This window comes from Rhizobium sp. BK376, from assembly GCF_004341625.1.
In the GTDB taxonomy this organism is placed as follows: domain Bacteria; phylum Pseudomonadota; class Alphaproteobacteria; order Rhizobiales; family Rhizobiaceae; genus Rhizobium.
This window is the reverse complement of sequence record NZ_SLZG01000038.1, coordinates 1-24521: the sequence shown is the minus strand read 5'-3', so window position 1 is coordinate 24521 and position 24521 is coordinate 1. Positions and strand designations below refer to the sequence as shown.

Sequence of the window (24521 nt, the reverse complement as noted above, 5' to 3'; positions counted from 1 at the left end):
GCCCGCAAGGGCCCATGTTGTTGTCGCCGTTACCCCAGAAGTGGAATGACCACGAGACCGGTGACTGCCCCATACAGCACATGCAAGAGGAACGCGAGCCAGACGGGATTGAACCGGACGTGCTTGCGGGCACCCTCCGTTGCGCGGCCGATCAGGAAATGATTGAAGAGCCAGAAAAAAACACCGACCGCTATGCCCGCATAGACGAATCCGATGTCCAACCGCCGAGCGAGTAGTACGGTCGCCAGGCCATATGCCGCCGACAGCACCATGTGAAAGCAAACGCCGACCAGGGTTACCATCCCGAGTTTGCGGGTGTCTCCCGCTTCGGCTCCCATCACAATCCCTCCGATACTATGGGGGCAGAGTCCAGAATCCACCTCCGGTGACCGCGCTGTAAATCATTCCCACGCCCGCGATAGCGACCCCGCCGATGACGCCGGCGAGAGCGGAAAGAAGCAATACCATCCAAAACCCCATTTGTGATCGCCGACACGACCGCAATTGTCGTAGCCGCCTCGCCGGCGGCTCCGAGGTGGGCTAACACTTATCCCCCAATTTGCCATGACGGTGGGTTATCGTTTCTATGGCAGCAGGTGCAGGGAAATCGCTTTTTACTGCCTCAGACCCTGTTTTTGCGCCATGATAGCTCGGCCGACGTCTAAGGAATTTACGCGGTTGCAAGATTGGGGTCTCACGGACTAACTGGCGTTGAGGTCTGCGCTGCGGGCAGCGCCCAGACCGAGGCGAGTTCGAGAAGGCGCTGGAGGAATAATCTTTGACAGAACCAGCCCTTTGTCGATCCGACGATCGTACTCCCACCGTGGCGCAAGCCACATCGTGGCCCCTGATCCCTTCCGACCACGCAAGTCACCAAAATCGGACGCCCACAATGTTTGGGACGCTTTGTGGTTTCTTCAGGATGGCTTCGATTTTCGAGAATGCGGCAGCCCTGACGACGCTTTCACGACGGCGATGTTGATAACGTGCAACGACTTATCGTAAGTCCGGACCGTAACCTTATCAGTGCCTACGAAACCCGGATCGGACCTATAGAGGACGGCAACACCTCGCGTCGTCTTGCCCGCGCAGACGAAGGACGTATTCTTCTTAAAATGGCCATTAGCCAATTGGTAGCTAACCTGGCCATGATCCGGGTAGCCGGGCGTCTCCGGATAAATGTAGCTGGCTGTCGCCGGGGTGCAGCTTTTATCGATGGCCATGGCCATACCGATAAGCGTTTTCTCGCCAGACCTAACGATTACCGAATCTCCTGCCTTCGCATATCCAATAGACATCACTCCGACGCCGGCGAGTACTACCAGCCGGAATATCCTGTCACTGAGCGCGCGCTTCCCGTTACAATTTGTTTTCGTCATTAGCCCCAGACTCTCCGTTCTCCTCGTGAGAGTATTATTAATAAACTAGCCCGGCATACTCGATTCTGAAGTGACCAGCTCCTAAGCCAATGTTCATTGGCGCAGTTTATAGCGCGGCGATCAGGATGAGACGCCGTATTGCCTCATGGGAGAATGCTCCCGGACGGATAGTATATTGCCTCACCAGAATGCTCCCTACGCCCTGCTGAGCTTTGGTAGTTGTTCGTCTTCGCCAGGCTCGATTCCGAATATCATTGTATGTGCGCGATCGCGACGCCAGCCTTTCACCCGTCGTTGCACCGTACGCGTGGTCGCCGGTTTGCCCGAAAGAAGGCTAGCAAGGGAGCCGCCATTCAGACATCAGTGAGCAAAAAGATTATCGCCACGAAACTCCTCGATGCCTTTCAATAGGCATCGGAAAACCTGAGGGTGCCGGAGGAAATGCTAGGAGTCCGATTCCAATTCATCGGAAATGTCCCAGCTTTCTTCAAACGACAATTGCTTGCTGTTCTGCCATTGCACGGACCGCTCGTCTCCCCGCCGAAAGACCAGAAAAAACCATTGTCGGCCCATGACAGCAAAAAGCCATCGATAGCCATCGACATGACCGGAGGTCATGGTCTTCTGGACTTCGTCATACCAGATAGTATCGCAGCCAAACGATCCAACCTGTTCCAGCTGGCGTTTGAGATCATCATCAATTTCGAACTTGGAAAAATCGCAAGGGGTCGCGAGCGCCAACGTGTTGCCGGAGTCTTTAGAATTGGCAGGCATGAGCGTGGCTTCTGTTAACTCGATGTCAAAAGTGTTCGTCAAAAACATCTGGCGGTCAATAAGGCTATCCAGGGGAACTACGGCTCTACTTGAAGCCAATTTCGACTGCCTACCCCGCCAACCCAGGCGACACGGAGTAGGTCAGGGAAGCGCCATGCTCATGATCGGCGGTCCAACAGGTCGGGAAATCGAAGTGCCATCTGGCGATCAAATCGTCCTTCCTGCTGGCACCGGTCACAAAAATCTTGGTGCTTCATCGAACTTTCTTTGATGGGAGAACCATCCGCCCGGGCAGCAGGCCGACATTCAAAAGCAGCGCCGACCAAGGATCCACTCGCCAAAATCGCCACGCTAGCATTGCCAGACTTGGACCGGCTACAGGGAGCCGAGGGCTACTTGAGGGGCTAACCCCACCAAAGGCGATGAGCTTGAAACGACACAGCGGGCAGCCAGATGCCACTCACCGAGCACACCTCAATGCACGCTGGCGCTGCCTACCTGCAGGCTTGCCAAATGAACGAATTTGTCAAACAACGGCGTCTTTCGAAGGTGCCGCCCGCCTAAATCTCCATCCTGCCCGTTCACCACCTCGACTAGACCCAACCAACTGAGGGGACGTACAGCGTTGAGGGCGACATATAGAGTGGCGTTATGCTTCGCCCCAAGTGGCCCGGTGGTTGGAAAAGCGTCGACAGCGACACTCCATTCCGTCAAGTCCGACAGGCTGACCCAATCGCCCAGCCGATTACTGACGACTGTCAAAATATGCCTCACGTCCCATAGGCCAGCCTCAACCACCCGTGGGTCGCCACCGTAGGGATCGCTGTCGAAGAATGCTCGATCGAAAAGCAGAGCTTGGAGCCTGCCGTGTTCTCTGAGAACCGCCATTCCAGCCTTCGTCAGGACGGCTTTCCCCTTGAAGTGTCTGATCAGACGCGCATTCAGGAACATGCTGTGCAATCCGAACAATGGCGGAAAGTCTGGCTCGTTGAGCACCTTGGTCACGGCGTAAAGGTCGGCTGGTTCGTACCCGGGCCAGCGGAATTCCTCAGCCGCCCACTCGACGCACTTCCGATTGAAGTTTGCCATCGACTGAGTGAGCGGTATGCCGCCAAGGTCGTAGGCATAGATAAGGAGTTTCATACCATTCACGCAAAGCGGGCTACCTTTTAGGTCAGACAACGTAAGACCTGCGTTCAATAGGATATGCGGCCCCAGTTTTGACGGTAGTATCATAAGGGGCATAAAGCGGAACGGCGGCCAGATCGTCAAGCGGAAACAATCGGAAAAACGGCCCCGCCGGAGGAACTGCGTCCGCTACTGGACAAATCGACAATATGCTTTTGGCGCGCTAGTCCAGGTTTCGCTAGGCGGCGTGGACAAATTGCAGCGGCGTGCAAATAAATCGTTGTGTGATTTCCGTCACTTGGTTAAATGAGGCATGCCAGCAGCCACACGCTCCTCTTGGAAAACGCTCCCCATCCCAGCAGTGCAAGATCGAATTGATCTTCCACTGCTGTATTCAGACGCCGACGGCGAGAGGATCAGGCTTGGGCACGTCCCGCAGGATATGGACGATGAATGGTTCATATTTTTTGAGAATGGCTGGCTCTATTTTCATCGTTCGTGGACGGGGGCCCGCATTTATGGCGTCCGTCTCGACGGTTCCCCCAATGGTATTCGGGTGATTGATGCGTGGGTCAGCGGGGATAGAGAGCAGTACCGATCTCCCGGCCCTGAACACGATGCACGCCTGATCCAGCAACTCATTTCAGGCCGCCTGCTGTCGTAAGGTCGACACGCTCTGCCAGCCTTAGGCGACCTGTCGTTGATCAAAATGGACCCTGGAGATGCTGGCGAAGGTGACGGGATGCTCCGATTACCTGCCTAGCATATCTTCCGGCAGTCCGAGCGCCTTGCCAACATCGCTCAGTGCGTTCCCCAGCGCCTAGAACATGTAGGGGCAAGCCTGGGAGTCCAGATCAATCGATACCGGGCGACGGAACGTTCGACGCTCTGTTGTGTTTAGCTGGCGAGCGCGGGTTGTGCCAAACGGACGCGACGGTGCAGAAGAACATCGGAATTTTTTTGTTTTCCTCCGATGGCCGACGAAATGGCAGCCGAGCTTCTTATCCGTCCGGCCCGCTCTCACCAGAGGGGACAAAAGAAGATAGCGACCTATAACGTTAATGGCGTGAACGGCAGGCTCGACGTGCTGCTGCGTTGGCTTTCCGAAGATTGCTCTGATGTCGTGTGCCTGCAGGAATTGAAGACGCCCGACGACAAATTTCCCCGAAAAGCTATTGAGCAGGCTGGCTATGGCGCGATCTGGCACGGTCAGAAGAGCTGGAACGGGGTCGCTATACTCGCAAGAGGCGCAGAGCCCCTCCTCACCCGACGAGGTCTACCAGGCGACCCGGACGACACGCACAGTCGTTACATCGAGGCTGCAGTGAACGGTCTTTGATCGGCTGCCTGTATCTTCCAAACGGCAATCCCGTGCCTGGCCCTAAGCGTCCGGTAGATGGGGCTTTGAGATTTCGGGCAAGCACCGAAGTTACGTCGTTAAGTACGGAGTCAATGACGTCGCGAAGGTGGGCCATGGGAAATCTGGCTTCCAGAGCCCCCATCGTTCTCCGTGCTGAATACCAGTCGGTCATTTACGAGCATCAAAATCTATCGTTAAGATTGTACCGCTACGTTTATTCCTCGATCAGCTCGCCGGAGTGCCCTCACCTCATACGGGGAGCCAGGATGCCAAGTGCCACGATCAGGCAAAGCCGGGAACGTGAATGGAGTGAGAGAAAATGGCAGAAGAGCAGAGCCTAAATTCAGTGAAGATATCTCTTATAGATAACTCTGCCTATATTCCCTCAATTCTTCCAGAATATGTTGTTCTCGGATTCCTGGATGAATACATGGGCCGTATAAATCTTGGAGATGACGACTATGTCGAGAGATTCTACCCCGCTGAGGAGCCACTCGTAAAAATATTTGCGGAATATCTAAAGGTATTCGCCATAACTAGAAATATAAAAACTACAATCAAAATAACAATCGGACCGCATGGCCATCACTACGTAACATCAGCCGAGATCGCAAAGTATATTAACGATACTTATGGGGACAATTACATAGATTCGCTCTACAACAACGCTCGGGGAATATCTGAAGCGATGTTTTCTGCACTTTCTGATCCACATCGTGTTCTTCGATACGATAATGAACCAGTTGATTGTCGTTTTTCCTACTTGCTCGGCGCTTACATGCGCTATGGCAGCGGCAACGGATTCCAACTCGCCAATTCTGGCCATAAGATTGATTTAATTATCACTTTTCTTGAGCGACTAGGAGCGAAGTGGGTTTCAAAGGTGTGGAGCGTCGGCGGCGCCCCGAGAATCGGAGTAATTCGGTTTGGCCCCGATGAAGTTCTCGCCCGCTTATTTGGAATAGCGCCATCAGGGTGGGACTTCCCTTGGCTAAAGCACGCTTGTGCGAAAAATAATGCAGCCCCGGCGTAGAGCCGTCGCTCACGGGAAGAGAGACCTAAGACTAAGGTTCGGCGCTCGATTTTGAAGTGACCAACTTCTAACGATGGCGAGCCCTATGGCCCGAATATCACGTCACGACGCCAAGGCGCGGATTGGCGGGCGCTTCGCCCAGTTGGTCGCGCGGCAAGAGCACAGGCCGCGCCCAATCGCGCCGTGCGGTTTCGCTCAAGACCAGGCCATGTCCCGGCCGGTCCGGCGCATAGGCATAGCCGTCGCGGATCTCGATGGGTTCGTCGACGAGATGGTCGAAATTCTGGAACGAGTATTCCAGCCATTCGACCTCCGGCAGCGCGACGGCCATGTGGACACCGATTTCAAGAAACGTGTTGCCGAGGCTGACCGGTATGCCCATGTCGGCGGTGAGCCATCCGATGCGCATGACATCCGAGACCTGGCCGTGAACATTGAGAATATCCGTGCCGTGGGCTTCCAGAAGCAGGCGTTTGCCTTGCAGGTCCAGATACTCGCCCGAATTGATCTGCGTCCAGGATGCGGCATGGCGGAGCGTGCGCAGGCCCTCGTAATCGTGGCGCAGGATCGGATCTTCGACCCAAAGCAAATCGTGGCCGGCGCGGCGGATCGCCTCCAGCTTCATCAGCGCTTCCTTCGATGACCAGCCTTCATTGGCATCGATCATCACTTCGGAACCGACCGGTATGACCTGCTGCAGCAGCTTCAGGCGATGGAGATCGCGTTCGAAATCCGGGTGACCGACCTTGATCTTGAAGGCGCGATAGCCGATCTCGGACGCATGGGCGAAGAGTGCCTGATAGTCATCGTCGGACAGATGAAAGTCGAGGCCGCTGGCATAGGCCTTGACGCGGTCGCGGCGGCTCCCGAGCAAACGGTGCAACGGAAGGCCTGTTTCCTTGGCTGCCAGATCCCAGAGCGCTACCTGCAGCGCCTCGTGAAACGGCAGCGACGTGGCCCGCTGATTGCCGCCGCGCGGACGATTGACCCGATGCACCAGAGCGATCGCCCGCTGGCCCTCGAGACCCGGCCAGACCTCCGCTGCGAAGATGCGCTCGATCTCGGCCTGATCAGGGAGCGGCGAAAAAAGCGTCTGGATAAAGCCAAGCCCAATCTCGCCGCTATCGGAAACCAATTCCAGCGCTGCTACATTCGCATCGTCGGCACGCACCTGGCTATCGCCGATGACGCGGTCGCGGGCGAACTGGAAACGAGTGATACGGAAGGCTGAAATCTTCATCGGGATTGAACTTTGATCTATTAATGTGTTTATCTGATCTATCAGATGTGAAATGTAATATGGCAGACGCGAGAACTGTGCAAGTGGCGAAGAGAACAAAAAACACCAATCGATCCGAGGATGCGGCACCGGCCCGACGCTTGAGCGACGAGGCTTACGACCGGATTCTGGAAGCGCTGTTCGAGCGCCGCGTGCAGGCCGGGGCCTTCGTCTCGCAAAGTGAACTGTCTGAAATCGTTGACGTTCCTGTCGCGCCTTTGCGCGACGCGCTGCGCATGCTGGAAGCGGAAGGCATCCTGAAGATCCATCCCCGCTCCGGCATTCAATTCGTGCGGCCGGGCCTGGAACTGACGCGCTCGACATATCAATTCCGCTCGATCCTCGAACGCGCCGCGATCGAGATTTTTGCCGAACAGGGAGACGAGGCGGAAACCGCAGAGATTTATCGCCGTCACGTGGCACTGATCGCCAGGATCGAGGAAAACGGGCTTGGGCCGGAGGACATTAAGGAGACCGAGGCGCTGGAACGGCTTCTGCACAATGCAGTCATCGCAAGCCTGCGCAATCCGCTGATCGAGACGAGCTATCGGCGCATGCACAACTACCTTCGCCTGCTGAGGCTCGACCGCAAGCTCACGGCCCCGGTTGTCCTGCGCACGCTGCGGGAACATCTCGATATTCTCCTCGCCTGCAAGGCGCGGGATGCAAAGGCTGCAAAGGCTGCGCTCGACGCCCATTTTCAGGCGGCCATGCAACGCAGCCTCGGCTTCATCTGACCATGCTCTGCCTCAATGCATCACCCAGCCGCCGTCGACATTCAGCGTCTGGCCGGTGACGAAGGAGGCTGCATCGGAGGCGAAGAACATCAGCGCGTTGGCAATATCGGCAGGATCGCCGCGCCGCTTGACCGCCTGGTGATCCAGCACGAAACGCGTATAGCCTTCTGGATCGGGGTGGATCTTCTCGGCATCCGTCGGAAACGCGCCCGGTGAAATAGCGTTGACGGTGATGCCATAGGCGCCGAATTCGCGGGCCCAGGCGCGCGAAAGACCGATCAACGCTCCCTTGGACTGCACGTATGGGGACAGATTTGCCCAGCCACCATAGGCCGTGACGCTGGCGATATTGATGATGCGCCCCCAGCCCCTGGCGCGCATATGCGGCAACGCCACCTGCACGCAGACAATGCCGGCATCGACATTGACGCGCTGCACGGCCTGGCTCTCCTCGATCGAGTATTCCTCGAAGGGTTTTGACGGATAAATCGCCGCATTGTTGATGACCACGTCGAACCCGCCAACCTCTTTCGAAATGGCCTCCAGCGACCGGCGAAGCCCAGTGAGATCTGAAAGATCGAGTGCCGCGACCGTGAGGCCCTTCAGTTCCTCCTTGGCGGCCAGCGCCGTCAGGTTGGCGACCTTGTCCGGATTGTTGTCGATCGCGACGACGCGAGCGCCGGCGCGCAGAAAATTCAACGTCGTCTCGGTGCCGAGGCCACCTGCGGCGCCGGTGTAGAGGATGGTCTTGTTCGCCACCGACATCATCGAGGGCATGTCACTCATGACCGGCCTCCGATCGGCAGGTGATTGCCTGATGGCTGCGGGAAGTCTTCCGCCGGCTGCTTGGCCACGCCGACAATACGCTTCTCGCTGGCGGCAATGGCCTCTGCATCGACTAGGATACGGAACGTGCTGTCATAGCGCCGCTCGTCGCTGTGCTCCAGCCAGATGAGTTCGCCGCGCTCGCGCGCCGCGCCATGGCCGGTGACATGATTGGTGGAGGGCTCGATGCCGACAGCATATTGCCCCGCCTGCAGGTTTTGCCATTCGTACATGCAGGGGAATTGGTCCTTGCGCGTCACCACTTCGAAGCCGATGCCCAGTCGGTCGTTGACCAGCGCGACAGGCACCTCGCCGTTTTGATCTGCGGCCATCTCATGCTGCCAGACCTGCTCATGGAAATTCATCTGCGGTGCGGGCATGGTGCGATAGCCAACGCCCTGCTTGCGGTAATCTTCACCCGCATGCGCCGCCCAGACCACATCCTTGATAGGAGCGAGGTAGCGCGAACCTTCCGCAAGCAGGGGATGGCCGGCATTGATGTGATAGCAATACATATGCGGCGTGCGGTAGAAGCCGCGGTTGACCACTTTGTCCGTCAGCTTGATTTCGTTGGTGCCGACCTTGGTCTCGATGCGACGGACGAGCTCCAGATGTTCGCCGAAAACCGCGCCTTGGGTTACTGTCCCCTCGCACCAGAGAAAGCACTCGTCGCCTTCCCAGCGCTCGCCATAGCCGTTGAGCTTGCCGGGGATCGTGCCAATGCGGCCGTGGATCGAGTGGCTGACGGTTTTTCGCGGCCCGTAGACATAATGTTCCGAAGGCTCGTCATACATGAAGAGAATATGGTCGAGGCCACAGGTCACCATCAGGCCGGAGAACGACCGCAACCATGCCAGTCCGCCCTCGCCCTCATATTCGGCGAGACCGGGATGCTTGAAGCCAGCTGGGGAATGCCAGCCGATCGCCATGCCGCGATAGTCGCAATCGGCGATATCGAAGGACCGGTCGATCAATACGGTGAAACGCAGGCCCGTGCCGCTGCGAAACTCTAGCATGCGGATGCCACGCTCGACACCGTCGCCGAGCGTCATCAGCCGCACGCCGGCGAATTGCGACAAGGACCCGGCACTGGCAGCGACGTCGCGGCGCGACTTCGTCTCCCCGTATAGTTCGACCATGATGTCTTTCCTTCTGTCTTTATGGTCCCGCCTGCGGGCACGCAGGCGATAGATGCGATAGAGAGCGGCCGGGCCGCATCAGCCCGGCCACCATAGACTTATAGACCTTGTGCGCGCAGCTTGCCGTCCAGGAATTTCTTGGCACGCGGAACATCCGATTCATCGAGGTGCTCGATGATAATAGGGATATTCGGATGCTTCTGCGCCAGTCGCTTCAGGTAAAGATCATAATTCAACGAGCCGAGGCCAGGTGCCGGCAATTCGATCTCGCCGACGCCACGGAAAGTGTGGCTTTCCAGCGCGTCCTCGTCACCGATATCGGCATGCTTCTCGCTCTTGTCGGAACCGGAGCGCTTGACGTCCTTGGCATGGCCGATCTTGATCTTGTCCGACAGCGTATCGAAGACCTGATTGAGGATCGCATCCATGCGATCGATATTATGGGTCTCGAAATAGTTGGTCGGGTCCATCAGCAGGCCGAGGCCGGGATGATCGACCTGAGCGAACATCTTCACCGTCTCTTCGACCGAGCCGACGACGTTGTTGACATAGGTTTCGAGCAGGAAAACGGCGCCGTGGTCATAGGCGTGCTGAGCGAGGTCGGCGATGACCTTGCGGCATTCCTCGAAGCCTTCTTCAGTCTTGTTCTTCGGGTGATGCACCCAGTCGGACTCCGTGTTGTAGGTCCCCGTTTCGGAGATCACGTAGGGCGTGCCGAGATATTGCGCGTGAGCGATGATTTCCTTGAGATAGCCGACGCGGCGCGCTCGCTCGTCCTTGTCCGGATGAATGATGTTGGTGTAGCCGGAAATGCAGGAGATCGGCAGGTTGTGATCGCGGAAGGTCTCGCGGATGCGGATGCACTTGTCCTTGGTGATCTGGCCGGCAGAGACATCAACATCCTTGAAATGCATGTCGAGCTGCACGGTATTGAAATCGAGCGCGCGGATCTTCTTCGCTGTCTCCTCCAGGCCATATGGGAAATAGCCTGTGAAAATACCTGTCTGCATCATGATGTGGTTCCTCCCTTGGAATTCATGAATTGATCGAGATTTCGCTGAGCTTGATGGCGCGGCCTGCCTCCATGGACCGGTAGCCGGCCTCGACAAGCGCCATCGTCTTGACGTTGTCGGCAACCGAGAGCGCCGGGGCCTCGCCGGTTTTCACGGCATATTGCAGCTGCTCCATGACGCCGATGAAGGCATGCGGAAACCACATGCTTTCCCATGTCGGCGTTACCCATTTGCCGCCGGTCGTCTTGGCTGAGGCGTAGGTCAGCGTCGATGGCGAACCATCCGGCCAGCCGATCGTGCCTTGCGCCACGCCCGCCGTGCCTTCGACACGCCATTTGATATAGAAGTCGCTGTCGAAACCCTCTTCGCGCGGCCCGGCCCAGACATCTTCCATCGACACTGCCAGGACGTTGCCGGGGAATTTCAGCGTCGAGACGGTGATGCCGTCAGTATGCGCGAAGCGCGTGCGCGGATCGGTGCGCGAAACGGTGAATATCTCTTCGGGATCGCCGAAGAGGAAGCGCAGCACGTCGAGGTGATGCACGCCCATATTGGCAAGCGTCAGTCGGTCGTATTCTTCGAGGAAGCCCTGCCAATGCGGGATCGCGCGCATCTCGATCGTGGCCATCACGACATCGCCAAGTTCGCCTTTGTCAAGGATCTGCTTCAAAACGCGCATGGACTGGTCATAGCGCATGTTCTGGTTGACCGAGAGGATCTTGCCTGCCCTGGCGGCCTCGTCGCGCAGCTTTTTCGCTTCGTCCAGCGACAGCGCCAAAGGCTTCTGCGCGAGAATGGCCTTGATGTGCGGCGTCGCGAGCGCCTTGCGGATCAGCGCCGGCTGCTGGTCTGGCGGGAAGGCGATATCGATGATCTCGACATTGGGGTCGGCGATCAGCGCTTCCGGCGTGGCGTGCGTCGTCGGAATCCCCCAACGCTCGGCCACCGCCTTGGCCTTTGCTTCCGTGCGGGAGGCGATCGCGACCACCGGAAAGCCTGCCTCCTTATAGGCGGCGAGATGGCACTCCGCCATGATCATGCCGGCGCCGATGCAGCCGATCTTGAATTCGCGCACGCGCACCGGCGGGTCCGGAATAAATCCCTTGACGTCAGACATAGGTTCCTCCCAATTTTCGAAAATTGATCATCGCCCAAGCGCTCCACCAGCCTGGTCGAAGAAATGTACTTTTGCCGGATTGCAGCTGAGCGCAACGGCACTATCCAGCATCACGTCCGGCTGACCGCGCATCAGAGCCCTCAGCTTCTCCGTCCCGGTATCGAGCGTAACGACGGTGTAGCCGCCGAGCGGTTCGACCTCGAACACCCTTGCCGGCTTGCCGCCATGATCAACCCGCCATGGCTCGACCTTGAGGTCTTCCGGCCGGATGCCGACGCCGGAAACTCCATCCGGCGCCCGACCGAGCGGCAGCAGAATTGTGCCCTCGGCAATCTCCAGCCGCTCGCCCCTGACGGCGGGCATGATGTTCATCATCGGAGCACCGAGGAGCTGCGCGACATATCTCGATGCCGGCGCATCATAGATCTCGACGGGCGTCCCGACCTGACGGATTTCGCCATGCTCCATGATTGCCATGCGATCGGCGATCGACATCGCCTCTTCCTGATCGTGGGTGACATAGATCAGCGTCTGGCCCAATTCGCGCTGGATGCGCTTGAGCTCGACGCGGGTCTCCTCGCGAAGCCGCGCATCAAGCGCCGAGATCGGGTCGTCCATGAGATAGGCGACCGGATCGCGCACCAGCGCCCGGGCAATGGCGACGCGCTGACGCTCGCCGCCGGAAAGCTGCGACGGCGGCTTGTGCAAGAGGTGGCCGATGTGAAGCTTTGCGGCGACAGCATCGACGCGGGCACGGATGGCTGCATCAGGCACCTTGCGCTCCACCAGCGGGAAACGGACATTGTCGCCTGCCGTCATGTGCGGGAACAGCGCCAGATTTTGGAACACCATGGCGACATTGCGCACCGCCGGCGAGACGTGGTTGACCGGCTGGCCTCCAATCAGCACCTCGCCCTCGTCAGGTGTCTCCAGCCCAAGTATCAGCTTCAGGATCGTGGATTTACCTGACAGCGGCGGCCCGAAGAAGCAGAAGAATTCACCGGATTGAATGTCGAAGGACGCATTGGCGACGGCAACCGTCTTGCCGTAGCACTTCGTGACGTTGCGAAAGGAAATGCCGGCCATCTTCACGTCCCCCGGATTGCCATGCCGCTTGCGGCATCGAACAGGCGCACCGAGCCGGGATCAATCGCGATATGTGCCATTTCACGCGCCTGGAGACCAACATCATTGTCGAAGACGGTCTTCACTCGCTGCTCGCCATCGCCGAGATGGACGACTGTGCGCGCGCCGATACGTTCCACGAAGGTCACCGGCAGCGCTAGGCCCCGCCCTGCTTCGGCTACCGCCACTTGCTCCGGCCGGAAACCGTACACGACTTCTTGGCTGCCGTTCCCTCGCGCTACTGCGGCAAGCGCCGGATCCAGCGGCTGCGTGCGTCCGAGCGGGCCGAGATCGACCACGAGGCCGCGATCGGATTCAGCAAGCGTGCCCTTCAGCCGGTTCATGCCCGGCGAGCCGATGAAATCGGCGACGAAGAGGTTGACCGGATTGTTATAGACCTCAAGCGGCGTGCCGACCTGCTGCAGCACGCCGTGATCCATGACCGCAATACGATCCGCCATGGTCATGGCCTCGAGCTGGTCGTGCGTGACATAGACCATGGTCTGCCGGAATTGCCGCTGCAGGTGCTTGAGCTCGGTGCGCATGACGGCGCGAAAGGCCGCATCGACGTTCGACAGCGGCTCGTCGAGCAGGAAGATTGCCGGCTCGACGATGGCCGAGCGGCCGATCGCCAGGCGCTGTAGGATATTGACCGACAGCTTGGCCGACGGCTGCTTGAGCAGCGGCGTCAATTGCAGGAAATCGGCGATCGCCTTCACGCGCCGATCGATCTCCGCCTGCGGGGTACCGCGCACCTTCAATCCATAGGCGAGGTTGTCGTAGACGTTCATGTGCGTGAAAATCGCATAGTTCTGGAAGACGAAGCCGACGCCACGCCGGCCCATCGTGACGCCGTTCATGTCCTTGCCGTCGAAGAGAATCCGGCCTTCGGACGGGTTCTCCATGCCGGCGATCATGTTCATGGTGGTCGACTTGCCGCAGCCGGAAGGGCCGAGCAGCGCCATGAACTCGCCGTCGCGGATTTCGAGATCCATGGTCTTCAGCGCCGTGAAGGCCCCGAAGCGCTTGACGAGATTATTGAGGTGGATCGCGGTCATGCCGTGGCCTCCTTTTTGGCGGCGTTCATCCGGCTGATTGCCAGCGACACGAGGACGGAGAGCACGATGAGGATGACCAGCGCGATGGCGGCGACGTAGCCCCAAATCAGATCCTGCTGGGTGATTTTGTAGATGTAGACGGAAATGGTTTCAGTCGCGACGCCGGGGCCGCCGCCGGTCATGATGTAGAGCGTGTCGAAGATCTTGAAGTTCTCGATGACGCGGATCGCAAGCGCGATGATGATGATGGTCTTCATCTTCGGCAGCACGATCGTGCGGAAGCGCTGCAGCCAGGATGCGCCGAGCAGCGTCGCCGCCCGCATCTGGTCTTCCGGCACGCCAACGAGGCCGGCAAGGAGGATGAGGAACATCAGCGGCGTCCATTGCCATATATCGGCGATCATGACTGCGATCAGCGCAGTCCCCGGGCTCGACAGCCAGGCAACGGTCACCGGTGTGCCCGAGAGCGTCGACAGGATGTCGTTCACCGGACCGCCCGACTGGAAGAGCATGAAGAACATGTAGCCGGCGACCGCGGGCACCACCATCATCGGGATGAGCATGATCGAATAGAAGACGCGCTTGCCGTAAAAATCGTCCATGAAGAGTATGGCAAGGCCGAGGCCGAGCAGGAATTCCGCGGGAACGCAGACGACCATGATCAGTGCCGTGCGGCCGAGCGCGCTCCAGAAGCGCATGTCGACAGCAAGATCGGTATAGTTGGCGAAGGTATTCCACGATTGCCAGGCACGCCACCAGCCGGTGCCGTCGAGCGGCGACCAGTCGGTCATGCTGATATAAAGCTGCATCAGCAGCGGAAACAGCGCGATGAACAGCACCAGGATCTGCGCCGGCAGCGTCAGCATGAAGCCGAGCCGGCGTCCGTCCTCGGCCTGTGCGGTCGATTTTGCGGTTTTGCCGGCCACAGGCAGTTTCTCCTCGGTTGCAAGCACGCTCATTGTTTCAGTGCCCCGAATGTCAGGCCGCGCACCAGATGGCGCTGGATGGCAATGCCCATGATGACGGGTGGCACGGCGGCGATCAGTCCAAGGGCAGCCTTGGCGCCATAGAGCTGGCCGGTCATCGAGGACGATAGCGAGGCCATATAGACCGGGATCGTCACCCATTCGCGCGTCGTCAGGAGCAGCGCGATCAGATAGTCCGACCAGTTGAGGATGAAGACGAACAGCGCCGAGCTGGCGAGCGCCGGACGCATCATCGGCAGCGTGATCTTCATGAAGACGCGAAAGCGCGAGCAGCCTTCGACCAGCGCCGCATCCTCGATCTCGCGCGGCATATCGTCGAAGAAGGTCTTCATGAGCCAGAAGGCAAAAGGCAGGGTGACGATGCCGTAGATCAGCGCGAGGCCCCACCAGCTGTCCATGATGCCGAGAAAGGCCCACATGATCATGACGGGGATCATCACGGCCATCGGCGGAAACAGGCGCAGCTGGATCAGCGCCAGCGGCAGGTTCTGACCCGAACCGAAGCGCGACAGGCCGTAGGCGGCCGACGTTCCGCAGACCATGGCGATCAGCGTGCCGAACACTGCCGACAGCAACGAGGACAGGATCGGCTTGCCCGCCGTCCGGTCCAGCGCGACGATCAGGTCATTCGTCGAGGTGCCGAAGATGAAGCGAAAATTGTCGAGCGTCGGATGCTTCGGCCACCAGGTCAGGTCGGCGCCGCTGGCCGACCATTCGGCAATCGGCTTGAGGGCCATAGACGCCATCCAGAGCGTCGGCACCAGCGTTACGGCAAGCGCGGCCAGGATGGCGCAGTAGCGGAAGATTTCAAAGGGGAGCGAGCGGTTCATGGCACTTGCGATATAGAGTGATGTCGAGATGTCCGGGCGGCGCAATCCCGCCCGGACGTCGAAGGAAGCATCAGCCGGCGATCGGGTCGAGCACGGTCGGCCAGGCCTGCTTGTTGCTCTTGATCGCCTCGATCAGCTTGTCTTCGCCGATGCGGCGGGCGATGCGCGTCCACTGCTTCTCGGTGTCGGCCATGGCAGCCTCGGCGGTCTTCGTCTTCGTCAGCGCCGCGACTAGGTTTTCATCAAGCGCATTGTGGAAGGCGGTGGCGCCGGGATAGTTGATCGAGGGTACGGTGCGGCTGACAGTCTCGCGCACCACGTCCATGTGATAGGCATGATAGGTCTCGCGCACGAGCGGATCGGCAAAATTCGACAGCTGGAACGGATCGAAATAGCCGCCGGGATTGGCCGTCATCCAGGAGTAGATACGGCTGGAACCGAGCCATTGCAGCAGCAGGTAGCACGCTTCCGGGCTCTTGCTCTGCGAAGAGATCGAGGCCGAAAGATTGAGCCAGAGTACCGAGCGGCGCGCGAGCTGGCCGTTGATCTCGCGGCCTGGCGGCAGAGCGGAGCCGACCTTGCCCGTTATCTTCGAACCTTCATTCGACTTGTTGTCGAGGAACTTCGGCAGGTTGGAGAAGGCGCAAGTCATGGCCGCGCCACCGCCGGCGAAATTGCCATATTGCTCCGGCCAGCCCCAGGAGATCGCATCCGGTGAATGGTAGGACAGGGAGTCGATGTATTCCTGCGTCGCCTTGTGGCCATTGTCTGAATTGATCAGCGGCTTGCCGTCATCGCCGAACAGATACTGGTTGGGCGAGGCCATCGAGGTGAAGCGCTGATACCAGTTGGTATAACCCCAGCCCTGATTGCGCAGATCGGTGCAGCCGAACAGCCCCTTGTCGGGACGATGGAAGAAGGCGGCGATCTCGTCGAGCTGCTTGAATGTCGTCGGCGGTGCCAGGGGGTAGCCGTGCTTATCGGCAAAGGCCTTCTTTTCGTTCTCGTCGTTGAAGAGGTCGGTGCGGTAGTTCCAGATCTGGAAATCGCCGTCGAGGGAGACGCCGTAGGTCGAGCCGCGATACTGGTTGAGCAGCGAAACGCCCTTCTGGCCGTTGACATAGCCGCGCTGCGGGTCGTCCCATTCCGGCTTGTGAGCGGCAACGTAATCGTCCATCTTGATGATGCCGCCGGTTTCGGCGAGGTCACCCAGACGGTTCCATTCGACGGCATAGATGTCGAAGGCGCCGCCCTTGGTGGAAATATCCTGCATCGTCTTGGTAAATTCCTGGCCGTTCGGCACGCCGACGACATCCAGGATAATACCGGTCTCTTTCTCCCAAAGTTCCTTGATCGACGGCGCTCCTGCCGGAAACGGCTTGGTGAGCTGACCGATCGAACCGTCGGACAGGCCGAGAACGATCTTTGCCGGCGCCTTGCCGGCGCCCTTCATTTCCTTGATCGCTTCGATCGCCCGGCCTTCCGGCGTATCCGGACCATACTGGTAGCGCTCGGCGCCGTCGAAGCCCGTCGGGCCACCAATCATGCCAGGAGCGAGAGCATCGGCGGCATAGGCACGGCCGGGCCGGATGAATTGCGGCGCAATGCCCGCAGCTGCAGTCAATGCAAGCGCCCGGCCGCCAGTGGCCAGCAGGTCGCGCCGCGACATGCGAAAAATATTCGACATTTCGGTGTTCCTCCCAGTCGGCAGCTTCCTCCTCTGCCGAATGGTGATGATTATTGACGACGGAAATGATCGATGTCAACATCATAACAAATCAATTTACATCATTACCCGTCGAATTCGCCGTCCTTGTTCCCCTTATCAAGATGGCAGAGCGGTTTGCACTGATGGAAAATGATCGCGAAACAAAAGCAAAAGTGCAAAACATTGGGAGCGGCACGCTGCGCCTCTTGCATCCCGGACGATTAGAAATACATCATTTCCCATCATTGCTCTGGAAGGGAATCGGTTTGCGATCGACATTGACGGACATTGCTCGTGAGGCCGGCGTTTCCAGCGCGACGGTCGACCGGGTGTTGAACAATCGCAACGGCGTCAAGGAACGCACCCGCGAGGTCGTGATCGAGACCGCGCGGCGGCTGGGTTATCTAGCTGGCTCAAGCCTGCCCTTTCCTTCTGCGACAAACCAGATCCGGCTTGATTTCGTCCTGCCTGCCGGCACCAATACTTTCATTGCCAATCTTCTCACCCACTTGGAGCGGCAGGCCGAGCACCACAGCGAGCTCGACGTCCATATCCATTCGATCGAGGGGTTCAATCCGGATACGCTGGCACGAACGCTCAACGATCTGCATGGCAAGACGCTGGGGGTCGGCGTGATCGCGCTCGACCATCCGACGGTGCGCGAGGCGATGCGCAATCTTGCCGCATCAGGCGTCTCGATCGTCACCCTCGTCTCCGACATCTTGCATGTGCCGCGCATCGGCTATATCGGCATCGACAATCGTGCAGCAGGACGTCTTGCCGGCTACCTGCTCGGCCGGTTCCTCGCTCGCGGCGTCAAGCGCAAGATCGCGCTCTTTGCCGGCTCACTCTCCTATCGCGGCCATGAGGAGCGCGAGATGGGGTTCCGTCACATTATCGGCGAGGATTTTTCCGACCTTGAAATCGTCGAATTAAGGGAAATCCGTGACGATCGCGAAAGAGCTTATACGGAGGCGCTCGCCCTTCTGAAACGCCATCCCGATCTCGCCGGCATCTACAATATCGGTGCCGGCAATCAGGGCATCGGCCAGGCCCTGCAGGAAACCGGCCGCGCCCGTCAGATCATCTTCGTCGGCCACGAACTGACCGATCACAACAAGGCTTTCCTACTCGACGGCACGGTCGATGCCGTGATCGACCAGAACCCGCGGGTCGAGGCGCGCGAGGCGCTTTCCATGTTGAGCCGGACGATCCAGGGCCTGCCGGGCGACTATCATTCACCGCGACTGCAGGTGATTTTTCGCGAAAACATCCCGGAGAGCTGACGGCCACCAGCCTGGATCGCCGACCTTTCCGCGTTCCATGCCCACGATATTCTATGAGCATCGTGGACTAAAAAGGACAAACCGAACCTTGCCCCTGAAGACGGCGGCAAAATCAGTTCTATCTGATCTTCACGAGCAGCTTGCCGCGATTGGATCCATCGAAGAGTTTCGATAGCGCGTCCGGCGCGTTTTCCAAGCCGTCAATGATGTGCTCGCGATATAGCAGTTCGCCACGCTCCCACCGGCGCATCATATCGGTGTCCGCCTCGTCAAAGCGGTCGAAATGATCCAGGAAGATATAGCCCTTCATCGTGGCGCGATTGATATGCAGTTGCAGCCAGTTCGTAAGTGGCTCAGGCTTCGCGTTATAACGGGACAAGGCGCCGCTCAAAACGATGCGGGCGTTGGTATTCAGGTGCAGCAGGAGTTCGTCCAGCATGGCGCCGCCGACATTGTCGAAAACGACGTCGACACGGTCAGGGCAGAGCACGCTCAGTGCCTTGCCTATGTCAGTGGTCTTGTAATTGATGCAGTCGGCCGCGCCGATCGACTTCACCCATTCGCATTTTTCGTCGTCGCCGGCCAGTCCAATGACGCGGCATCCGGCAGCCTTCAGAAGTTGAACGGCGATGCTTCCAACGCCTCCAGCCGCGGCTGTGACCACGGCCGTCTCGCCGGCTTTCGGCTTGCCTATGTCATTTATGCCGAACCACGCCGTCTGCCCGTTAATGCCGAGGAGATTGAGGCCAAGTTCCAGCGGAGCATTTTCCGGGATTTTCCGGATAAGGGTACCGTCGGTTACCGCATAGTCTTGCCAGCCGAGCATTCCAGATACGGGCGTGCCGACCGGAAATGCCGCATTTCGGGATACGACGACTCGGCCAGCACAAAGCGCGCGCATGACGTCGCCGAGTTCGACGGACGCCTGATAGCTGCGGTTGCCGTTCATGGTTCCCCTGATCCAGGGGTCAAGCGACATCCAGTGGCTTTCAACGAGGAATTCGCCATCGGCCAATTCCGGGACATCCACCGATTGAAGCTCGAACAAATCCCGTGAAGCCGGACTTGTGGGGCTCTCCGGACGCTTTGCCAGAACGAAACGTCGATTTACTGTCGAACCAATGATCGCCATGGCGAACAATCTCCAAAAGAAAGTGAAATTTGAAAATGAATTGCGGGAAGCGGCCGTGGCGTCGCCCTTGCGATAGTCGTTTTTGAGCTCGTCGAGCTTTGCCTTGAGGTCCTCGTCAGTCTGCATTCCGAAGATGCCGGTGCCGATGCAGAGCTCCGAAACCGTCAGCCCGTTCGGCTGAATTTTGTGTATTTCATTGCGGCGTCCTTTCGCAGCCACGCGATCAAGTGGCCGCTGGAAGTCAACTATAGTGATCGCTATATTTGAAAGGGCTGGAAGTCGTCAAGAATTTTTTGTAGTGATCACTATATATGACAGATATCTGAAGGCGGATCTGAGGCATGGCACGTTCGAGGGCATTTGATGTGAATACGGCGATCGAAAAAGCGACGACGCTTTTCTGGCAGAACGGCTACGATCGTACATCGCTCGCCGACCTGACTGCATCGATCGGCATCAAGCCGCCGAGCTTCTATTTCGCTTTCGGCAGCAAGGACGGCCTCTTCAGGCAGGTTCTCGGCCGCTATTATGACACCTATCTCGGCTATGCCGAAGAGGCGCTGAAAGAGCGCACGTCCCGCCGTGTTGCCGAAGTCATGCTTTACCGACTTGCCGAAATTTATACGGACCCGTCCCATCCTCCGGGATGCCTTGCAGTCAGATGTGCAATGTCTGGGTCCCAAACCGGCGAAGCCGGCGACAGCAGGCACTTGGAACTGCGCGCTGCTCGCCGGGCAAGGCTCCGGCAACGATTGGAGGAGGCCGTTGCAAGTGGTGATTTGCCGCCTGAGACGGATCCGGAAGAACTCGCAAAATACCTGCTGACAATCGGGTGGGGCATGGCTGTGGATGCACAATCGGGCACCAGCAGAGAAGACCTATACCGGACCGTCGCCCGCGCTCTTCAAGCTTGGCCCACCTGATATTGGGAACGGCACAAATCCGTTCTACTAAGTGCTTGTATTCTTTGAAAAAGAAAGCGAGGTATGATTCTAATGCCAGGGCAAAAATTGATTCTGCGTCATGATCGTCCTGCGCGCCTGGGCTTCGCATCATACTCGCGCGGCCAGCCTATTGCCATAATAAGCTTCCACGGCGGCTCTCTCCCGAAGCGCTATGCTAGTTCTCCGGCGTTTGGCGCCGATCTTGTCCGAGCCAATCAATTCCAATTCATTGTTGATGTATGTGGAGTGACGAACCTCTCCGGCAATCCTCAAGCGACGCTGAACTTCCGAACTGGAGACGAACGCCTCTCGGAACGAAAAAACGTCTGCAAGAGTAGGATTGCTGGGGAGAAACGCACCTCGCCGAAGTAAGAGGACGCTTGCTTTGCTCAGACCGAGAACCGAAGACACAGATCGGACATCTGCTGGCATATCACAAAAACCTGCCGTCTCAGCTTCGCCTTGAAGCAACTGACTGACCACAGCGAAGTCGCGTACGCGAAGCCTGGCCATCAGAGGCAATTGGCCCGGGACAAGCCAGACTGACAACCGCGCAGACAAGATTGCCGACATAGCTGCAGCTAAGCAGTTCACCCTTCTTCTGGAAAGGGTAGCCAAAACGTCGATCAGCGGCAGTGCCTCAACAGGAGCGTCCTCCTTCACCGCATTCTGAGCCACCCTCACCTCTAGCATCTGTGATGGCGGCGTTGCGGACCGACCCAAATGCTGCTCGATGTCGGGGTCGAGATCCTCGATAACATTCCGAGCAAAGAGATCGACGATAAAGGGCGCTGGTATTCCCGTTCGTGTCGAAAAATCGCTGATAGCCGGGCGGTGTCGAATACGACAGCATCTTGGCCACGCTGTCGCGCGATACGTTGAAATGCTTTGCTGCCTGACGCTGCGTCATCCCTTCGGAAACAGCCAGGCGAACCCTCAAATAAAGTTCCACGGTGTAGATCCCCTGTCCCTCCTGCGATCATTGCAGAAAGGAAATAGGTGGCCGGATTTTACTCCGCCCGCGGCTGGACTATTCCGCCGCTACCGTGGCCGACTTTTCCACCGCCGATCTCAACAGTGGCGCGGATGACGAAATCAGACCAGCGAGGGTGTAGATCCCGGTAGGTCCAGATCCGATGATGGCAATTCGTGGCATGGAGGTCGTTGGGTCCGGAAGCGAGGTTAGAGACTTGAATGGCACCGTTGAGCAACGTCGCTGCGATCGGGTCGTTCCGCTTGCCGGTACTTCAAGTTGATCCCGGCGGTGTCGGAAGAAGCTGCTTGCGGTCCCGCTTCTTGAGCCAGCGGAGAACGCGGATTTCCTCTTCATCCATCCAAGTCAGCAACCGCTCGCTTCTGATCCTCATCTTAACGACCTCCGAAAGCATTCCCGCTTCGAAGTCCTCAAATACGGCGGGATGTATGTAGGATGCACGGCAAACCGATCGTGTGTTGACGAGCCTGGCAGCAACAGAGTCGATTGCTTCGTTGAGTTGGCGAGCGAGCGCTCGTTTCGAGGGAGCCGCGTGCAATGAGGCCAAGGCTTCAACTGCCATGCAAGTTGCGCCCCAGGTACGAAACTGCCGTGAGCTAAAATCCTCACCCGTCGTCTCTTTGATGTAGGAGTTGACGTCGTTCGACGAAATCTGACGGCATCCGCCCTCGTCGCACAGGTACTGAAATAGGTGCTGTCCGGGTAGCTCCTGCAGTTTGCGGACGACATTGGCGATCCTGCGGTCGCTGTGAGCGAGGTTCCATTCCTTGCCCGACTTCCCCTTGAAACGAAATTTGACGCTACCGCCCTCGACCTTGACGTGACGGCTTCGAAGGGTTGTGAGGCCGAAGGACTTGTTTGCTTCGGCGTAGGCCGCGTTCCCGATACGAATATAAAGATTGTCGAGCATCCACACGACCGTGGCGATCGCCTTCTCCATGTTTAGACCGCGCGATCGAAGCCCAGCGTCAACCCTCTCGCGCAGGTCAGGTAATCGTTCCGCGAAATCCCCGAGGCGCTCGAACTTCGCCTTTCCGCGCTCGGCGTGCCAGTCAGCGTGATATCGATACTGCCGCCGTCCCCTGGCGTCCGTTCCGATCGCCTGGAGATGCGAGAACGGATTGGTGGATATTATAACGTTCGTATATGCGGGCGGAATTGCCAGCGAATTCAGGCGAGCGATATCCGAAGTCTCGGTGATCCGTTTACCGTCGGGCTTGTAGTAGAGGAAGCCGTGCGCGCCCATCCTACGGGTGATGCCTGTCTCCAGCCCTGGGATGTAAACAAGGCCAGAAGCAAGCTTGGCCCCGGCTGCGATCGTATCGATTTCGGTAAGGATCTGGTTCATCCTGTTATAATTCAAAGGCAGGTTCCCGGTTCCACAAAGGATGTTCGCGCAGTGGATTGGACCTCGGCTAGCAGATGTCACTCGCCTGACTTAGAAAACTTCTTCTGCCCACTCCAACTGGGTCACCAGTTTCGGTCGGCAGTCGGGCAAGATTCTGACATTGAACCGGCCACTATGCTGCCTGAAGCGCTTGGCTGCTCGCATCGTCAAAGGTATCCGTTTCGGTCATCGCCTTCAGCATTGCGGTCATGTTCTGAAGGTCATACGGTTTGGAAACGAAGCGCGCACGATCGGGCAGCTGCTCTGGCCCGAGACGATGGCCACCCGACGCGATAATGAGCGCGACGTCGTGATGGGTCGAGGACACAATGCGAGCAAGTTCGAGGCCGTTCAGTCCTCCGGGCATGTCGATGTCGGTGATGACTGCAGCGAATGCGGCGTTCGCCAACAACGCGATAGCCTCAAGGGCGTTTCCCGCTTCCATCACGTCGTAGCCCTCGTCGATCAGCGCATCGGCAAGCGCCATCCGGAGCAGAGGTTCATCTTCCACGATAATCACAGTACGTTGATCCATGGCTGTCTCCATTGTCCGCTGCGAGATGAACTCGCGCGCCCAGATCAAGATCGCCCTCGCACACGAATATTTGAGAACAAACTTAATAAAATGCGAACAATGCCGAGGAGGATCAACATGCGGGTCGTTTCCAGCCGGTTGCTCCGTGGCGGCTGGCCCCCTAGTCGTCGCTCCGCTGTTGCCGCGCGGGCCCACCGGCCCCCCTATACTTGCTGCAGAGGCCGGGTCCATCATCTGGATCGATCGGATCACTCACGGCCAGCTTCTCCGCTCGGAGCGTTCTCATTTGCAGCGGGCCAGTCGTTCGAGGGCTCATCGACCTCCTATCCAGCTGTTCCCCAGACGGACGCGAGACGCCAGCTATGGTCTAAGAGCACCGTCTGAGGCGTACCCTTGCAGTCCCAGGCGTCGGTCCGTTCGTTGCTGCAGGACGGCTTGCGGCGACGGCTGCAGGTGCAGTCGCAGATGCGGTTGCAGGCGGAGCCGTTGGCGGCATCGTCGGTGCCATGGTTGAAGCCGGCGTGCCTGAAAAGGATGCCTACTTGTCCGCCGAAGGCATCGGTCGCGGCGGATCGACTGCAACGCTGGGGCTCGGCGACATGGCTCAAGGTCTTGAAACGCTCCTGTGATCCCTACGTGTTTTGTAGGTCTCCAGAGCCTAGCACTACTTTGGCAGATTAACTCTCAGGTAACGATGATCGGCCATCCTTGGCATTCCAACGAGGGTGCATGGGATGGCAGAGCAGCATGTT

Annotated in this window: 22 protein-coding genes and 3 pseudogenes; 7 read left to right on the top strand and 18 right to left on the bottom strand. The window is 58.4% G+C overall.

What is annotated here, in order from left to right; genetic code table 11:
- Positions 1–29: 29 nt before the first annotated feature.
- The 4 genes from EV561_RS33970 to EV561_RS33955 all read right to left on the bottom strand — a co-directional run bounded on the left by EV561_RS33970 (position 30) and on the right by EV561_RS33955 (position 3296).
- Positions 30–338 carry a hypothetical protein gene (locus EV561_RS33970; RefSeq protein ID WP_132528291.1) on the bottom strand — a complete coding sequence of 103 codons (309 nt, stop codon included), beginning with the start codon at positions 336–338 and terminating at the stop codon, positions 30–32.
- 579 nt (positions 339–917) lie between these two features.
- Positions 918–1379, bottom strand: coding sequence for a hypothetical protein (locus EV561_RS33965; protein ID WP_132528290.1), 462 nt, complete (start codon positions 1377–1379; stop codon positions 918–920).
- A 444-nt stretch (positions 1380–1823) separates the two neighbouring features.
- Positions 1824–2252, bottom strand: a complete 429-nt coding sequence (locus EV561_RS33960; protein WP_132528289.1) for a hypothetical protein — start codon at positions 2250–2252, stop codon at positions 1824–1826.
- 375 nt (positions 2253–2627) lie between these two features.
- Positions 2628–3296, bottom strand: coding sequence for a hypothetical protein (locus EV561_RS33955; RefSeq protein WP_132528288.1), 669 nt, complete (start codon positions 3294–3296; stop codon positions 2628–2630).
- A gap of 298 nt (positions 3297–3594) precedes the next feature.
- Here EV561_RS33955 and EV561_RS33950 point away from each other — a divergent pair, with 298 nt between their 5' ends.
- The 3 genes and pseudogenes from EV561_RS33950 to EV561_RS33935 all read left to right on the top strand — a co-directional run bounded on the left by EV561_RS33950 (position 3595) and on the right by EV561_RS33935 (position 5674).
- Positions 3595–3945, top strand: a complete 351-nt coding sequence (locus EV561_RS33950; protein WP_132528287.1) for a hypothetical protein — start codon at positions 3595–3597, stop codon at positions 3943–3945.
- A 321-nt stretch (positions 3946–4266) separates the two neighbouring features.
- Positions 4267–4667: pseudogene (locus EV561_RS37720) on the top strand (endonuclease/exonuclease/phosphatase family protein); the annotation flags it as partial.
- A 293-nt stretch (positions 4668–4960) separates the two neighbouring features.
- A complete protein-coding gene (locus EV561_RS33935; protein ID WP_132528285.1) occupies positions 4961–5674 on the top strand; it encodes a hypothetical protein in 714 nt (237 codons plus the stop codon).
- A 97-nt stretch (positions 5675–5771) separates the two neighbouring features.
- Here EV561_RS33935 and EV561_RS33930 read toward each other — a convergent pair whose 3' ends face one another.
- Positions 5772–6914, bottom strand: coding sequence for a mandelate racemase/muconate lactonizing enzyme family protein (locus EV561_RS33930; protein WP_132528284.1), 1143 nt, complete (start codon positions 6912–6914; stop codon positions 5772–5774).
- A gap of 83 nt (positions 6915–6997) precedes the next feature.
- On the opposite strand from EV561_RS33930, the gene EV561_RS33925 reads away from it, so the two are divergent.
- Positions 6998–7690 (top strand): GntR family transcriptional regulator, encoded by a 693-nt coding sequence (locus EV561_RS33925; RefSeq protein ID WP_245513191.1) that lies wholly within the window; start codon positions 6998–7000, stop codon positions 7688–7690.
- 12 nt (positions 7691–7702) lie between these two features.
- Here EV561_RS33925 and EV561_RS33920 read toward each other — a convergent pair whose 3' ends face one another.
- The 9 genes from EV561_RS33920 to EV561_RS33880 form a co-directional block, all read right to left on the bottom strand.
- Positions 7703–8476 carry an SDR family oxidoreductase gene (locus EV561_RS33920; protein ID WP_132528283.1) on the bottom strand — a complete coding sequence of 258 codons (774 nt, stop codon included), beginning with the start codon at positions 8474–8476 and terminating at the stop codon, positions 7703–7705.
- Positions 8473–9654 (bottom strand): aldose 1-epimerase family protein, encoded by a 1182-nt coding sequence (locus tag EV561_RS33915; protein ID WP_132528282.1) that lies wholly within the window; start codon positions 9652–9654, stop codon positions 8473–8475. Before EV561_RS33915 ends, EV561_RS33920 begins: the two co-directional genes overlap by 4 nt.
- A gap of 98 nt (positions 9655–9752) precedes the next feature.
- Positions 9753–10667 carry a sugar phosphate isomerase/epimerase gene (locus EV561_RS33910; RefSeq protein ID WP_132528281.1) on the bottom strand — a complete coding sequence of 305 codons (915 nt, stop codon included), beginning with the start codon at positions 10665–10667 and terminating at the stop codon, positions 9753–9755.
- A gap of 22 nt (positions 10668–10689) precedes the next feature.
- Positions 10690–11784: a Gfo/Idh/MocA family oxidoreductase gene (locus EV561_RS33905; protein ID WP_132528280.1), complete on the bottom strand. Its 1095-nt coding sequence runs from the start codon at positions 11782–11784 to the stop codon at positions 10690–10692.
- A gap of 27 nt (positions 11785–11811) precedes the next feature.
- Entirely contained in the window at positions 11812–12870 is a 1059-nt protein-coding gene (locus tag EV561_RS33900) for an ABC transporter ATP-binding protein (protein WP_132528279.1), read from the bottom strand.
- Positions 12871–12872: 2 nt separating this feature from the next.
- Positions 12873–13967, bottom strand: a complete 1095-nt coding sequence (locus tag EV561_RS33895) for an ABC transporter ATP-binding protein (RefSeq protein WP_132528278.1) — start codon at positions 13965–13967, stop codon at positions 12873–12875.
- Positions 13964–14926 (bottom strand): sugar ABC transporter permease, encoded by a 963-nt coding sequence (locus EV561_RS33890; protein ID WP_132528277.1) that lies wholly within the window; start codon positions 14924–14926, stop codon positions 13964–13966. The genes EV561_RS33895 and EV561_RS33890 overlap by 4 nt, the downstream gene beginning before the upstream one ends.
- Positions 14923–15783, bottom strand: coding sequence for a carbohydrate ABC transporter permease (locus EV561_RS33885; RefSeq protein ID WP_132528276.1), 861 nt, complete (start codon positions 15781–15783; stop codon positions 14923–14925). The genes EV561_RS33890 and EV561_RS33885 overlap by 4 nt, the downstream gene beginning before the upstream one ends.
- 70 nt (positions 15784–15853) lie before the next feature.
- Complete coding sequence (locus tag EV561_RS33880; protein WP_132528275.1) at positions 15854–17470, bottom strand: extracellular solute-binding protein; 1617 nt, start codon at positions 17468–17470, stop codon at positions 15854–15856.
- 287 nt (positions 17471–17757) lie between these two features.
- Between EV561_RS33880 and EV561_RS33875 the strand changes: the two genes are divergently transcribed.
- Complete coding sequence (locus tag EV561_RS33875) at positions 17758–18777, top strand: LacI family DNA-binding transcriptional regulator (protein ID WP_132528274.1); 1020 nt, start codon at positions 17758–17760, stop codon at positions 18775–18777.
- A gap of 118 nt (positions 18778–18895) precedes the next feature.
- Here the strand turns inward: EV561_RS33875 and EV561_RS33870 are convergent, their stop codons facing one another.
- Positions 18896–20128, bottom strand: a complete 1233-nt coding sequence (locus EV561_RS33870) for an NADP-dependent oxidoreductase (protein WP_132528273.1) — start codon at positions 20126–20128, stop codon at positions 18896–18898.
- A gap of 122 nt (positions 20129–20250) precedes the next feature.
- Here EV561_RS33870 and EV561_RS33865 point away from each other — a divergent pair, with 122 nt between their 5' ends.
- Positions 20251–20832 (top strand): TetR/AcrR family transcriptional regulator, encoded by a 582-nt coding sequence (locus EV561_RS33865; protein ID WP_132528272.1) that lies wholly within the window; start codon positions 20251–20253, stop codon positions 20830–20832.
- An 838-nt stretch (positions 20833–21670) separates the two neighbouring features.
- Here the strand turns inward: EV561_RS33865 and EV561_RS38495 are convergent.
- The 3 genes and pseudogenes from EV561_RS38495 to EV561_RS33850 form a co-directional block, all read right to left on the bottom strand.
- Positions 21671–21805 (bottom strand): annotated as a pseudogene (locus tag EV561_RS38495) (helix-turn-helix domain-containing protein); the annotation flags it as partial.
- A 295-nt stretch (positions 21806–22100) separates the two neighbouring features.
- Entirely contained in the window at positions 22101–23195 is a 1095-nt protein-coding gene (locus EV561_RS33855) for a DNA topoisomerase IB (RefSeq protein WP_132528270.1), read from the bottom strand.
- A 172-nt stretch (positions 23196–23367) separates the two neighbouring features.
- Entirely contained in the window at positions 23368–23769 is a 402-nt protein-coding gene (locus EV561_RS33850; RefSeq protein ID WP_132528269.1) for a response regulator, read from the bottom strand.
- A gap of 392 nt (positions 23770–24161) precedes the next feature.
- Between EV561_RS33850 and EV561_RS38225 the strand changes: the two are divergent.
- Positions 24162–24344, top strand: a pseudogene (locus EV561_RS38225) (hypothetical protein); the annotation flags it as partial.
- Between the last annotated feature and the right edge of the window lie 177 nt (positions 24345–24521).

Bases quoted from the DNA above. Each gene is read 5' to 3' on its own strand.
- EV561_RS33910 (WP_132528281.1), bottom strand. From the start codon at position 10,667: ATGATGCAGACAGGTATTTTCACAGGCTATTTCCCATATGGCCTGGAG.
- EV561_RS33955 (WP_132528288.1), bottom strand. From the start codon at position 3,296: ATGAAACTCCTTATCTATGCCTACGACCTTGGCGGCATACCGCTCACT.
- EV561_RS33920 (WP_132528283.1), bottom strand. From the start codon at position 8,476: ATGAGTGACATGCCCTCGATGATGTCGGTGGCGAACAAGACCATCCTC.
- EV561_RS33900 (WP_132528279.1), bottom strand. From the start codon at position 12,870: ATGGCCGGCATTTCCTTTCGCAACGTCACGAAGTGCTACGGCAAGACG.
- EV561_RS33950 (WP_132528287.1), top strand. From the start codon at position 3,595: ATGCCAGCAGCCACACGCTCCTCTTGGAAAACGCTCCCCATCCCAGCA.
- EV561_RS33970 (WP_132528291.1), bottom strand. From the start codon at position 338: ATGGGAGCCGAAGCGGGAGACACCCGCAAACTCGGGATGGTAACCCTG.
- EV561_RS33935 (WP_132528285.1), top strand. From the start codon at position 4,961: ATGGCAGAAGAGCAGAGCCTAAATTCAGTGAAGATATCTCTTATAGAT.
- EV561_RS33850 (WP_132528269.1), bottom strand. From the start codon at position 23,769: ATGGATCAACGTACTGTGATTATCGTGGAAGATGAACCTCTGCTCCGG.
- EV561_RS33880 (WP_132528275.1), bottom strand. From the start codon at position 17,470: ATGTCGAATATTTTTCGCATGTCGCGGCGCGACCTGCTGGCCACTGGC.
- EV561_RS33915 (WP_132528282.1), bottom strand. From the start codon at position 9,654: ATGGTCGAACTATACGGGGAGACGAAGTCGCGCCGCGACGTCGCTGCC.
- EV561_RS33905 (WP_132528280.1), bottom strand. From the start codon at position 11,784: ATGTCTGACGTCAAGGGATTTATTCCGGACCCGCCGGTGCGCGTGCGC.
- EV561_RS33865 (WP_132528272.1), top strand. From the start codon at position 20,251: ATGGCACGTTCGAGGGCATTTGATGTGAATACGGCGATCGAAAAAGCG.
- EV561_RS33890 (WP_132528277.1), bottom strand. From the start codon at position 14,926: ATGAGCGTGCTTGCAACCGAGGAGAAACTGCCTGTGGCCGGCAAAACC.
- EV561_RS33885 (WP_132528276.1), bottom strand. From the start codon at position 15,783: ATGAACCGCTCGCTCCCCTTTGAAATCTTCCGCTACTGCGCCATCCTG.
- EV561_RS33895 (WP_132528278.1), bottom strand. From the start codon at position 13,967: ATGACCGCGATCCACCTCAATAATCTCGTCAAGCGCTTCGGGGCCTTC.
- EV561_RS33855 (WP_132528270.1), bottom strand. From the start codon at position 23,195: ATGAACCAGATCCTTACCGAAATCGATACGATCGCAGCCGGGGCCAAG.
- EV561_RS33965 (WP_132528290.1), bottom strand. From the start codon at position 1,379: ATGACGAAAACAAATTGTAACGGGAAGCGCGCGCTCAGTGACAGGATA.
- EV561_RS33930 (WP_132528284.1), bottom strand. From the start codon at position 6,914: ATGAAGATTTCAGCCTTCCGTATCACTCGTTTCCAGTTCGCCCGCGAC.